9 protein-coding genes and 1 other annotated feature are annotated in these 13307 nt (G+C 35.8%); of the genes, 1 reads left to right on the forward strand and 8 read right to left on the reverse strand.

Annotation, left to right across the window (positions count from 1 at the left end; genetic code table 11):
- Positions 1-38: 38 nt before the first annotated feature.
- The 8 genes from ACUXEY_RS07000 to zapA all read right to left on the reverse strand — a co-directional run bounded on the left by ACUXEY_RS07000 (position 39) and on the right by zapA (position 12180).
- Positions 39-3275, reverse strand: coding sequence for an NEAT domain-containing protein (locus ACUXEY_RS07000; protein WP_461300420.1), 3237 nt, complete (start codon positions 3273-3275; stop codon positions 39-41).
- A 49-nt stretch (positions 3276-3324) separates the two neighbouring features.
- Positions 3325-4032 (reverse strand): heme uptake protein IsdC, encoded by a 708-nt coding sequence (isdC, locus tag ACUXEY_RS07005; protein ID WP_166702962.1) that lies wholly within the window; start codon positions 4030-4032, stop codon positions 3325-3327.
- Between the two features lie 499 nt (positions 4033-4531).
- Positions 4532-5857, reverse strand: coding sequence for a branched-chain amino acid transport system II carrier protein BrnQ6 (brnQ6, locus tag ACUXEY_RS07010; protein ID WP_166702963.1), 1326 nt, complete (start codon positions 5855-5857; stop codon positions 4532-4534).
- A gap of 114 nt (positions 5858-5971) precedes the next feature.
- Positions 5972-6222 (reverse strand) — a binding site (T-box leader).
- A 108-nt stretch (positions 6223-6330) separates the two neighbouring features.
- Positions 6331-7020, reverse strand: coding sequence for a 23S rRNA pseudouridine(2604) synthase RluF (locus ACUXEY_RS07015; protein WP_461300363.1), 690 nt, complete (start codon positions 7018-7020; stop codon positions 6331-6333).
- Positions 7021-7215: 195 nt separating this feature from the next.
- Positions 7216-9576 carry an endonuclease MutS2 gene (locus ACUXEY_RS07020; RefSeq protein ID WP_461300364.1) on the reverse strand — a complete coding sequence of 787 codons (2361 nt, stop codon included), beginning with the start codon at positions 9574-9576 and terminating at the stop codon, positions 7216-7218.
- Between the two features lie 19 nt (positions 9577-9595).
- Positions 9596-11314, reverse strand: a complete 1719-nt coding sequence (gene polX / locus ACUXEY_RS07025) for a DNA polymerase/3'-5' exonuclease PolX (protein ID WP_461300365.1) — start codon at positions 11312-11314, stop codon at positions 9596-9598.
- Positions 11315-11369: 55 nt separating this feature from the next.
- Entirely contained in the window at positions 11370-11909 is a 540-nt protein-coding gene (locus ACUXEY_RS07030) for a CvpA family protein (RefSeq protein ID WP_087985367.1), read from the reverse strand.
- Position 11910: 1 nt separating this feature from the next.
- Positions 11911-12180 carry a cell division protein ZapA gene (gene zapA / locus ACUXEY_RS07035; protein ID WP_000082701.1) on the reverse strand — a complete coding sequence of 90 codons (270 nt, stop codon included), beginning with the start codon at positions 12178-12180 and terminating at the stop codon, positions 11911-11913.
- A gap of 124 nt (positions 12181-12304) precedes the next feature.
- Between zapA and rnhC the strand changes: the two genes are divergently transcribed.
- On the forward strand, positions 12305-13240 hold the full coding sequence (rnhC, locus tag ACUXEY_RS07040; protein WP_461300366.1) for a ribonuclease HIII: 936 nt from the start codon (positions 12305-12307) through the stop codon (positions 13238-13240).
- Positions 13241-13307 lie beyond the last annotated feature (67 nt).

A 13307-nucleotide genomic window follows, 5' to 3' on the forward strand; every position in this document is an offset into this window, starting at 1 on the left:
GTCTTGATGCATGCAAACACGCATCAAGACTCCAAAAATTACAATCTACGTGCTCTATATTTACGAACTAGTAAAGCAAGTGACCCTAGCAGTAGCACCATGTATAAACCTAGTTGTGCTGTATCTGCCGTTTTTGAGTTTTTCTCTTTTTTCGGATCATTTTTTTGGCCTTCTTTTTTCTTCTTATCATCTGCATTTCGGTTAAAATCAGGCGTATCTACTTTTTTCACATTATCTACTTTCGGTGTAATCACTGGATTGTTCGGATCATTTTTCGGATCTTTTTTTGGATCCTCTTTAATCGTTCCTAATGCACCAATATTGTTTGTATCAAATTGAATTTGGACATCGTAGAAATGGTGGTAGTTCATTTCGTTGATATCTACTTTTACTTTTGCATTTAATTTTGCAAATAAATCACTTACTTCAAATTGCACTACTCTTGTATTTGCATTCTTATCTTCACTCACTAGTTTTGCATCAGCAAATAAACCATCTTTTTCTGTTTGGAATTTCGTAATCCACGCACTATTTTTCAGCGTCATCTCAATGTACTTTTTACCATCTTTAACAATTAATTTTGCTGGATGTACAGTATAATCATGCATCTTTGAAAGCTCATTTGTTTTATCTTTTAACACTTTAAATGGAATATCATATTGACCATCTACTAAATTTTTTGGATCAACTATTACTTTTGGTGTATTATTTCCGCCTTGGTTGTCGTTTCCGCCTTGGTTATCAGTTCCGCCTTGGTTATCAGTTCCGCCTTGGTTATCAGTTCCGCCTTGGTTATCAGTTCCGCCTTGGTTACCTAAAGCTTTAATACTATTTTCATCAAATACAAATTGAACATCGTAGAAATGGTGATAATTCATTGCATCAATATCTACTTTTACTTTTGCATTTAATTTTGCAAATAAATCATCTACTTCTAACTCTACTACTTTTGTATTTTGCTCTTTATTCTCACTTAACACTTTTGCGTTAACAAAAGAACCATTCTTCTCAAACTCAAATTTTGTAATCCATGCACTATTCGTTAATGTAAACGATACATACTTCTTGCCATCTTTCACTTTTAGTACAGCTGGACTCTTTGTATATGTGTTCATCATTGAAATTTCTTCTGTTTGATCTTTTAAAACTTTAAAGCCAATACTGTATTCACCATCTTTAAGAGCTTTTGGATCAATGGTTGTGTTATTACCTTGGTTGTTGTTTCCACCTTGGTTGTTGTTTTCACCTTGATTATTGTTTCCACCTTGGTTGTTGTTTCCGCCTTGGTTATTGTTTCCACCTTGGTTGTTGTTTCCGCCTTGGTTATTGTTTCCACCTTGGTTATTGTTTCCGCCTTGGTTATTGTTTCCGCCTTGGTTATTGTTTCCGCCTTGGTTATTGTTTCCGCCTTGGTTGTCGTTTTCACCTTGGTTATTGTTTCCACCTTGGTTATTGTTTCCGCCTTGGTTGTCGTTTTCACCTTGGTTGTCGTTTCCATCTTGGTTGTCTAACGGTTTAATACTACCTTTATCAAATGCAAATTGAATGTCATAGAAATGGTGATAATTCATTGAATCGATATCTACTTTTACTTTTGCATTTAACTTTTTAGATAAATCGTCTACTGCTACTTCCACTACACGTGTATCAGCTTTTTTATCTTCACTTAATACACTTGCATCAACGAACGAACCATTTTTCTCAAATTCAAACTTTGTAATCCACGCACTGTTCGTTAATGTGAATGATACATATTTTTTACCATCTTTCACTTTTAACACGCCTGGACTCTTTGTATACGTGTTCATCATTGAAATTTCTTCTGTTTGATCTTTTAAAGCTTTGAAACTAATGCTGTATTCACCATCTTTAATTGTGTCAGCATCTGGTTTTTCTACTTCCGGCTTTTTATCTTCAACCGGTTGTTTCTCATCGTTTTTAATTGGCTCAAGTTTTTCTTGATTAAATTGAAGTTGTAATTCATGCGTTTGTTTATAATTTTGTGATGCCACTTCAATAAATACTTTTGCATTCAACTTTTTAGATAAACTGTCTACTTCAAATTCTACTACTCTTGTATTTTTCTCTTTATTTTCACTTACTACTTTCGCATCAACAAATGAACCATCTTTTTCTGTTTGGAAATTTTTAATTGATGCGTTATCTGTTAATGTTACAGTTGCCTTTTTCTTACCGTTTTCTACTTTTAATACTGCTGGACTTATTAGCTTGTCTTTCATTCTAGATTCTTCATCTGTCTTATCTTTTAATACTTTAAATGGAATGCTGTACTCTCCATCTTTAATTGTTTCAACTTCTGTTTTTTCTACTTCCGGTTGTTTCTCTTCATTTTTAATTGGCTCAAGTTTTTCTTGATTAAATTGAAGTTGTACCTCATGTGTTTGCTTATAGTTTCTTGATGCCATTTCGATAAATACTTTTGTATTTAACTTCTTAGATAAATCATCTACTTCAAATTCTACTATTCTTGTATCTTTTTCTTTATCTTCACTCACTACTTTTGCATCAGCAAATGCGCCATCTTTTTCCGTTTGGAAATTTTTAATTAATGAACTACTTGTTAGTGTTACAATTGCTTTTTTCTTACCGTTTTCTACTTTTAATACTCCTGGATTTACCATGTAAGTATTCATCTTAGATTCTTCATCTGTTTGATTTTTTAACACTTTAAATGGAATACTGTACTCTCCATCTTTAATTGTGTTAGAATTTGGTTGTTGATCTGGGTCAGGCTTTTGGTCGGGCTTCTGACTTGGATCCGTAGTTTCATTAGGATCTGGCTTATTAGCTGGGTCCTCTTTTTCATCTGGTTTTTCTACATGAATTGGTGTAATGCTATTTTGATCAAATGCAATACGCACATCATAGTCATGATGATAATTTAAAAAATCTATGTCTACTTTTACTTTCGCATTTAATACTTTCTCTACATCGTCCACTTCAAATTCTACTACTCTTGTATCTTTTTCTTTATCTTCACTAATTACATTTGTCGCAACAAACTGGCCACTTTTTTCTGTTTCAAACTTTGTAATCCATGAACTATGTTCTAAGGTAAAGGATACCTTCTTCTTCCCATCCTTCACTTTTAAAGTTCCTGGACTTACAGAGTATTGATTCATCATAGATTCTTCATCTGATGTATCCTTAAGAACTTTGAAACCGATTGAATATTCACCGTCAGCTAGTTGACTTGCTGCTTGAACTGCAAGAGGTTGTAATGTTGATACGAATGTAAATATCATTAAACACATCGCAACAACAATTTTAAGATATCTATTCAATGGAATAACGCTCCTTTATTTAGTTTTGACGTACTTTACGAATTAAGAAAACACCTGAAATAAGAATTAACGCTGCAAATAATCCGATGCGTGCTTCATCGCCTGTTTTTGGGTTATCTGTTTTTTCAGCTTTACCACTTTCATTTGTTCCTTTGTTCGCCTCTTTCTTTGCTTCTTTACTCTCTTCTTTCTTCACTTCTTCTTTTACTTTCGTATCTGTTTTTGTTTGATCATTATTCTTTGTTACAGTAGTTGCTTTATTTTCTCCACCTACCGCTTTTACATTTGCATCAAATGCAAAGCGAATTGTGTAGTTATGGTCATAATTTACGTTAGGTACAACAACGTGAATTTTTGCAGCTGCTGGTTTAGATAAGTCGTCTATTTTAAACTCTACAGTTCTTTTATCTGCTGATTCATCTTTACTAACAACTTTTGCATCAACGAAATTTCCATTCTCAGGTGCTTTAAATTCTGTAATCCAAGCACTATGATTCATCGGAATTTGTACTCTCATTTCACCATTTTTTACAACTAACTTAGCTGGTTTTTCAAAATAATCATTTGCCATTGAAGCTGAATCATTTTCCGCTTTTTGAATGACATAGTTAATATCATACGTACCGTCAGCTAGTTGTGCTGAAACTTTCCCATATGGCATGACAAGAAAAGCTAGCATACATACGAACGTTATAATAAAAGCGGGTAATACAGAAATCTTTCTCATTTGGCTTACTTCCTCCTTGTTTATCCTTCATACATAATTTTTGAAAATGATAATTATTCTCATTTTATAAGAAAAAAAATAATAATCCTCTATCACTATTTAATTGTAACTTTTTTATGTAATGTAGATATTATTGATTATCATTCTCACTACATGTTAAAAATAATATCCCTCTCTATTCCTTATAAAGAGCGATTCATATTTTCACATAAGTCCCTATCTCTTTTGTTGATTATCATTCTCAATGAAGCTCAAAAAAAATAACACTCATCATTCTTCTACTCTATCACCTCTATCTACAAAATGATATCGTTATAGAAAACCTTATACTTTTCACTCCTCACTTTCCTTCCAATATTTCCACAACTAAGTCAATCTTAGCCTAATGCTAATTTTTTTGTCAACTATATTACGTATGAAATTTTTAATATCTAAATTTCCCTATATGCAATTTTTTCTACAAAAAAAGAGGCTTTCTTTCATAGAAAGCCTCTTTTCACTATTTTTCTACAGCAACTTCTTGCTTTTGAAACAAAGAAATGACATATCCAATTACAATACCTACTAGAGCAGGAACTAACCAACCAATCCCTACACTATATAACGGAACTTTATTTAAAATAGGTGCTAATGCTGCAATTTGAAGATTCGCATTGTGCAATCCATCAAAGAAGCTGATCATGAATGCTCCTATAATACCACATACATACATTACTAAAGGAAGACGAATATAGTTTTCAACAAGTGATAATACAATCAGCACGATACCAATTGGGTAAATTGCAATTAAAATCGGTAATGCTAATGCATTTAACTGAGTTAATCCAAGATTCGCTACCATAAATGCTAATACACAGAAAATGAAAACGACTTTTTGATAAGAAAGCTTTGGTAATAAGGAAGAGAAATATTCTCCACAAGCTGCCACAATACCTACAGAAGTTGTTAAACATGCTGCTGAAATTGCGATTCCTAGTAATAGAGTGCCGTAGCTACCAAATAAATGATTTACAACGTTTGTTAAAATAATTCCTCCATTTGCTCCCATTCCAAGAGATACACTAGAAGCTCCCAGGTAAGCAAGCGCTAAATATACAAGTAGTAAACCGAGCGCTGCAATAAATCCTGCAAAGATTGTTACTTTCGCAATGCTGTTCTTATTTGTAACACCTTTTGCTTTTAAAGCATTAATAACAACATTCCCGAATACTAGTGCTGCAAGTCCATCTAAAGTTAAATATCCATCAATAAAACCTTTAAAGAGCGGAGCACTATATGCTTCTGTCGGTGCACCAAATTCTCCAATTGGTGTAATAAGTGCTTTCACTACAATAATTGCAATAACAGCTAATAAAATCGGAGTTAATACTTTACCGATGCGGCCCACTAATTTCGATGGGTTTAAAGCTAAATAGAAAGTTACGGCAAAGAAAATGAATGTAAAGATAACAAGTGGATACGATTGACCAGCTATCTCACTTGGTAAAAACGGTGCAACACTCATTTCATAAGCAACAGTTCCTGTACGTGGCACACTTACGAATACGCCTAAACATAAATAAATTGCAGTGATAAAAACTAGTGCGAATATAGGGTGTACACGCCCTGCTAGCTCATTAATATCTCCCTTTAGAGCGATAACGATAACTCCTAATAAAGGTAACCCAACACCTGTTACGATAAAGCCAAATAACGCAATCCATACGTCTGTTCCAGCACCTTGCCCTAACGCTGGTGGAAAAATCATATTACCTGCACCGAAAAATAGTGCAAATAACATTAAACTTATTGCAAACATCTCAGAAAACTTTAAAGATGATTTCATTTCTACTAACCTCCTAAATGATTTATTGACAAAATATTCTGAATTAAAATCCGTCATATGTCCTCTTTCAAGCATACTTCCCCGTAAAAGAACGCAAAAAACACCCGTCCCTAACAAAGGGACGAGTGTTGAAATCGTGGTTCCACCCTTATTCTAATAAAATGAATTTATAACAAAATAAGCTCATTTTATAGCTCGTGTAAATTGATAACGGTTTTATCCGCCAAGAATTACAATGCATCATGCAGTTCACTCTTGAAGTTTAGAGGTGGTAAGTTTGTCTGTCCGTATTAGGAAGCTCACAGCCTAGGCTTCCCTCTCTGAGAATCGTAAAAAACAACTCATGTCCTCATCATTACTTTTATAAAATATCTTGTCGAAACTTGTTGTTTTTTATTATATGGGCTATTTTTTAAAAAATCAATAGTTTTATTTTTTCTGACAAAAAAATATAGGGAGAAAATTTTTCCTCCCTATAACTGTCCTATTAATATTTCTAATTCTTCAGCTGTAATATCCCGCCACTTTCCAGATTCCAGTCCATTTAGCTCTATATTCATAATACGAACTCGCTTTAACTTTTTTACAGTGAACCCGAAAGCACGGCTCATCCTACGAATTTGTCTGTTCATTCCTTGCGTTAAAACGATGCGAAATGTAGACTGATCCACTCTCGTCACTTTACATGGCTTCGTCATTCCATCTTTAATCTTTACACCGCTGGACATTTCATTAATAAACCAATCTGTAAACGGCTTATCGACCGTAACGATATATTCTTTCTCGTGCTCATGATCTCCATGTAAAATTTGATTCGCAATGGCGCCGTCATTCGTTAATAATATAAGTCCTTCTGACGCTTTATCTAATCTTCCAACAGGAAAGATACGCTCTGGGTAATTGATATAATCAATAATATTGTCTTCAATATGATCGGCTGCTGTACAAGTAATGCCAACTGGTTTATGAAAGGCAATATACACCTTTTCTTTCTCTTCTTTTGCAATAACCTGTCCATCAATCGTTACAACATCACCATCGCTCACAAGTGCACCGTGCGTACACATTTCACCGTTAATACAGACGCGCCCTGCTTTAATGGTGCGGTCTGTTTCACGTCTTGAGCAGGATTTTGCTTCACTTATGTATTGGTTGATTTTCATATTTTATTCCTTTTCATATATATTAAAAGCGTCAATCTATGGCAATATCATTATGCCACGATTGACGCTCGTTTACTTTGCAAAAACAACTAAATAAATAACCCCAATCACCAAAAATATTCCGCAACAAGCTAACAATACTTTTGCAAGTTTGTCCATAAACATATAATGGTTTCCCCTTTGTTTCGTTGTTTTCTATTTTAATTCGACAACTGTTACGCCTAGGCCTCCCTCGCCCATGTCACCGTAACGGAAGGTTTTCACACCGCGATGCTTCTTCAAGTAATCTTGAACACCTTGGCGAAGTGCTCCTGTTCCTTTACCGTGAATGATTGATACGCGAGGATAGCTTGCAAGCTGAGCATCGTCTAAGTATTTCTCGACGCGCGCCATTGCATTTTCAAATCGTTCACCACGAAGGTCAAGTTCTAATGAAACGTGATAGTCCCTACCTTTTACTGTTGCAACTGCTTTTTTCTCTGTTTGCTTCGGCGTGTTAATGTATTCCATGTTAGACTCTTTTACTTTCATCTTCAGAATACCGATTTGTACGCTCCACTCTGTATCACTTACTTTTTCAAGTAGTTGACCTTTTTGACCGAATGTTAATACTTTTACTTCATCACCTGCGCGTAACTGTTGTTTTGGCGCAGTGTTTTTCACGTTTACTTTTTGTTTCTTCACAAGCTCTGGCGCTGCGCCTTCTAGACGGCTCTTCGCTTCAATTAGCTCGTGATCTTTCACGTTTGCAAGTTGTGCTTTACGCAATTGACGAAGTTCTTGAATAATGCCTTCTGCTTCTTTCTTTGCAGCTTCGACTTTTTCTTCCCCTTCTTTTTGCGCTTTTAATAATCGTTCATCACGATCTTCGTTAAATTCAATGATTTGACGTTGTAAATCGCGATGAAGTTTTTCAGATTGCTTGCGAAGTGCTTCTGCTTCGTTCCAGTCACGCTCTGCGTTCTTTTGACTTTCTTCTAACTTCGCAATCATATTTTCAATTTTGTTTGTATCTGTACTAATGTGATTACGAGCTTGATCAATCACGCGATCAGATAGCCCAAGGCGTTTCGAAATTTCGAAGGCATTACTACGTCCTGGTACACCGATTAATAATTTATACGTTGGGCTTAACGTGTTCACGTCGAACTCAACGCTCGCATTAATAACTTGTTCACGGTTATATCCGTATGCTTTTAATTCTGGGTAATGCGTCGTAGCAACAACGCGAGCACCGCGATTACATACTTCATCTAAAATTGAAATTGCAAGTGCAGCACCTTCTTGTGGGTCTGTTCCAGCACCTAATTCATCGAATAAAACTAAGCTTTCGAAATCAGCTTTTTCTAAAATATCAACAATGTTCACCATATGTGAGGAGAACGTACTTAAACTTTGTTCAATCGATTGTTCATCACCGATATCAGCAAAGATATTTTTAAATACACAAATCTCTGATTCATCCATTACTGGAATATGAAGACCAGATTGCGCCATTAATACACAAATACCAACTGTTTTCAGCGTAACTGTTTTACCACCTGTATTCGGTCCTGTAATAACAATTGTCGTGAAATCTTTACCTAACATAATGTTATTTGGCACGATAATTTCTGGATCAATAAGCGGATGGCGTGCTTGTCTTAAATCCATGTAACGCTCGTTATTTACAATTGGCTTCGTTGCTTTAATACGCTTCGCATAAAAAGCTTTCGCAAAGATGAAGTCAAGATTCCCAACTACTTCTACGTTAGATAAAACGATATCCGCTTCTATTGCCACTTCTTCTGTTAACATCAATAAGATGCGTTCGATTTCTTGTTTTTCTTTCACTCGTGCTTCTTGAAGCGCGTTATTTAACTCTACAATGACTTGTGGTTCAATAAATAACGTTTGCCCAGAAGCTGATTGATCGTGAACAATACCGCCATATACGCCGCGGTATTCTTGTTTTACTGGGATTACGTAACGTTCGTTACGAATCGTTACAATCGAGTCAGATAGCATCTTTTGTGCGTTTGAAGAACGCGTCATGTTTTCTAACTTCTCACGAATACGGCTTTCCGCAGTACGAATTTGAGTACGAATACCACGCAGTTTATCACTTGCGCTATCGACTACTTCACCACCATCACCGATGCAATTTATAATTTTCTTTTCTAAATCATATAAAGATACAATTTGAGCGACATGCGTTTCTAAAATTGGAAGCTCGACACCATTATCAACCATGTCTTCAATGAAACGTTTCATATTACGACTACCATACATCGTATTGGCAATATCAAGTAGTTCATTTGGGCTTAACATACTTCCAATCTTTGCACGCTTCACATTTGAGCGAATATCCGTAATACCACCTAATGGTGCACTACCTTTTAAACGAATGACTTTCGCTGCTTCATCCGTTGTATCTTGCATTTCTACAATTTCTTCAAAATCAGTGCTCGGCACTAAATGCTTCACTTTGTCACGACCAAGTGAAGAAGCTGTATGTTCAAGTAATTGTTCTTTTACTTTATTGTATTCTAATACACGCAACGTTCTTTCTAACATGTTGCAGGTCCCCCTTGTGTTACTTATTACGTTTAATATAGTCTAATAAACGTTCAATATCCCACGTGTTAATCACGTTATCTTTTTGAATCCAACCTTTACGTGCTGCCGCTACACCTGTTTCCATATCTTCTAGCATTTCAAGCGTATGAGCATCCGTATTAATCGCTACTTTTACACCAGCATCTTGTGCTTGTTTTAATAATTTCGCACTTAAATCTAGACGATTTGGATTCGCATTTAATTCTAAAACTGTATTTGTTTCTTTTGCGAGTTCGATTAATAAATCTGTATCTACATCATAGCCTGCGCGTCGTCCAAGAAGACGTCCTGTCGGATGAGCAATCATTGTGACATGCTTATTCTCTAACGCAGCGCGAAGACGTTTCATAATCGTCTCACGGTCTTGTGAGAAGCTAGAGTGAATCGCTCCAATGACATAATCTAATTCTGCTAATACTTCATCATCAAAATCAAGTGTCGCGTCTGGTAAAATATCCATTTCAATTCCGCGTAAAATTGTAATGTCTGGATACTTTTCATTCATGCGTTCAATTTCTTTCGCTTGTTCACGAAGGCGCTCTTTCGTTAAACCATTCGCTACTTTCAAGTATTGTGAGTGATCAGTAATTGCCATAAACTTATATCCACGAGCACGGCACGCCTGTACCATCTCTTCAATTGAAAAGGCACCGTCACTCCATGTTGTATGCATATGTAAATCACCTTGTATATCAGAGAACTGAATTAAGTTTGGATACTCTTTAATTAATTCAATTTCTTTTCCATCTTCACGCACTTCTGGCGGGATAAATGGAAGACCGAAATGAGCAAAGAATTCCTCTTCTGTTTCAAATGTCTTCACTTCGCCTGTTTCTAAGTTTTCTACACCGTACTCACTAATTTTCTCGCCTTTATCTTTTGCGATTTGACGCATTTTTACGTTATGGTCTTTTGATCCTGTGAAATGGTGAAGAGTTGTAATAAATTCTTCAGGTTTTACTAAACGGAAATCAATTGAAATATCATATTCATATTGAAGACGAACAGAAACTTTCGTATCTCCACTTGCGATTACTTCAATCATATTATCAAACTGTAGTAAATGTTCACGTACTGCAGCTGGTTCTGTCGTTGCAATAATAAAGTCTAAATCTTTCACCGTTTCACGAACACGGCGCAAACTACCAGCGCGAGAGAAACGAATTACTTCAGCAATATTCGACAATTTCTCCTCTATTTCCCCGGCAATAGGCAATACCATCGCGATTGGTAAACGCTCTGGACGAGATCCTACTTGATCGATTGCTTCTAATATTTTCTCTTCTGTCTTCTTACCGAAACCTGCTAAAGCTTGTACTTTATTTTCCTCACAAACCGCTTTTAGAGATTCCATATCAACAACGCCAAGTTCTTTATATAACTTAGCTACCTTTTTACCACCAAGGCCTGGCAATTTTAATAACGGTAATAAGCTACTTGGCACTTCTTGTTCAAGCTCTTGTAACACTTCAGATGTTCCCAATTCTATATATTCTTGAATAACTGCTGCTGTTCCTTTTCCAATGCCGGGAATCTTCGTGAAATCTTCAATCTCAGAAAGACTGCGATCATCACTTTCTAATGCTGCTGCCGCTTTACGAAATGCAGATATTTTAAATGGATTCGCGCCCTTTAATTCCATAAACAGGCCGATTGTCTCTAATAATTTAATAACTTGTTTTTTATTTACTTTCATCATTGCCCCGCCTTTCTTTCATAGAAAAAAACTCCTCTTTCCGAAAAAAGAGAAGTTATACTCTGCTACCTGTCTGCCATAGTTCCTTCACCTTTTCAGAAAGAATCGGTGTATCGTCTACAATTATTTTGCTAATTGATGATTTTTGTAATGGTGTTTGTAGTTGTTCAATCGGAAGGATGTTTCCAACGATAATTAAAACAAACAAAATAATATACACTTCTAAAAATCCGAGGATTGCCCCCGCAAACGCATTGACTTGCTTTAAAACCGGTATTTCTGCAAACATATTTAACAAATTACCAAGTAATGAAAGTGCAATTTTTGTAATAATAAACAATATGATAAACGCAAGTGCTTGATAAAATACTGTCTCAATATTATTTGCATCAATCCATTCTGGAACAGATACGTTTTTATCAAATGGATACGGAATAAATTTCGCAAGTGCTGGCGCTAAATCTTTACAGTACCAGTATGCAACAAGGTATGCGATAATAAAGCTTGTTAACTTTACAAGTTGCAGAATAAACCCTCTGCGTAAGCCGAGGAAAAATCCCATAACAAGCAGTAAAATGATAATAATATCAATCATGTTATTCCATTCCTTTTTTTGTCATACTTTCTTTCAATTTCTCATGTTCTTCTTTTAATTTTATGTAATCGTGTATGACGTTTACCGCCGTCAATACCGCTAATCTACTCGTGTCAAGCGAAGGATTCTTGGCATTGAGTTCGCGCATTTTATCATCCACAATCGCTGCTACCATGCGGATATGACTTGTACTTTCATCGCCAACAACTGAATATTGTTGACCATAGATTTCTACATTAATTCGACTTTTCTTTCCCTTTTGTTGTGACAACTCACCGGCCTCCAATCACGTACAGAATCCTAAAGTTTATCATACCATGAACCATCATATTATGGAAACAGAAAGAACAATCCGATATGATAAAAATAACAATATAAAAAAAGGAGCGACCATCTTGTCAAATTCTATCTTAATACAAACAAGTTCTACAGTAATTGAAGACATGAAACAACAATATAAACAAGCGCTTAGCCCAAAAACCCCACAAGGCGGAATCTTCATGGCAAAGGTGCCATCTTGCACGATTACAGCTTATAAATCAGGAAAAGTAATGTTCCAAGGAGGCCGAGCTGAAGCAGAAGCTTCTCGTTGGCAATCTGTCTCTCAAACACCGAAAACAGCTGTAAAAAAATCTGTCGATTCACACCGTTATGCACCGCCCGCTTCCATCGGTACAATGTCTATCGTAGGGTCAGATGAAGTTGGTACTGGTGATTTCTTCGGACCGATGACAGTCGTTGCTGTATATGTGGACGCTAAGCAAATTCCACTACTAAAAGAGCTTGGTGTAAAAGACTCTAAAAACTTAAATGACGATCAAATTTCTGCCATTGCGAAACAACTTCTACACGTTGTTCCTTACAGCTCTCTTGTCCTTCATAACGAAAAATATAACGAGCTATTTGATAAAGGAAACAACCAAGGTAAATTAAAAGCTTTACTACATAATAAAGCTATTACAAACTTATTAGCAAAAATTGCACCTACAAAACCTGAAGGCGTCTTAATCGATCAATTCACACAACCTGATACATACTACAAATATTTAGCTAAACAAAAACAGGTACAGCGTGAAAATGTTTACTTCGCTACAAAGGGTGAAAGCGTCCATTTAGCAGTGGCCGCTGCTTCTATTTTAGCTCGTTACTCATTCGTAAAACAGTTTGACGAACTAAGCAAAAAAGCTGGTATGCCACTCCCAAAAGGTGCTGGTAAACAAGTCGATATCGCAGCTGCTAAATTAATTCAAAAGCTTGGTAAAGAACGATTACCTGAGTTTGTGAAACTGCATTTCGCTAATACGGAGAAGGCGTTTCGCTTACTAAAATAGTATCGACAAAAACAGGAGCCTACAAACTCCTGTTTTTTGTTTCACTCTACTATTAACCTTATATTTT

The sequence above is a fragment of the Bacillus sp. F9_6S_D1_P_5 genome (assembly GCF_054823925.1).

Bases quoted from the DNA above. Each gene is read 5' to 3' on its own strand.
- ACUXEY_RS07000 (WP_461300420.1), bottom strand. From the start codon at position 3,275: ATGTGTTTAATGATATTTACATTCGTATCAACATTACAACCTCTTGCA.
- isdC (WP_166702962.1), bottom strand. From the start codon at position 4,032: ATGAGAAAGATTTCTGTATTACCCGCTTTTATTATAACGTTCGTATGT.
- brnQ6 (WP_166702963.1), bottom strand. From the start codon at position 5,857: ATGAAATCATCTTTAAAGTTTTCTGAGATGTTTGCAATAAGTTTAATG.
- ACUXEY_RS07015 (WP_461300363.1), bottom strand. From the start codon at position 7,020: ATGAAAATCAACCAATACATAAGTGAAGCAAAATCCTGCTCAAGACGT.
- ACUXEY_RS07020 (WP_461300364.1), bottom strand. From the start codon at position 9,576: ATGTTAGAAAGAACGTTGCGTGTATTAGAATACAATAAAGTAAAAGAA.
- polX (WP_461300365.1), bottom strand. From the start codon at position 11,314: ATGAAAGTAAATAAAAAACAAGTTATTAAATTATTAGAGACAATCGGC.
- ACUXEY_RS07030 (WP_087985367.1), bottom strand. From the start codon at position 11,909: ATGATTGATATTATTATCATTTTACTGCTTGTTATGGGATTTTTCCTC.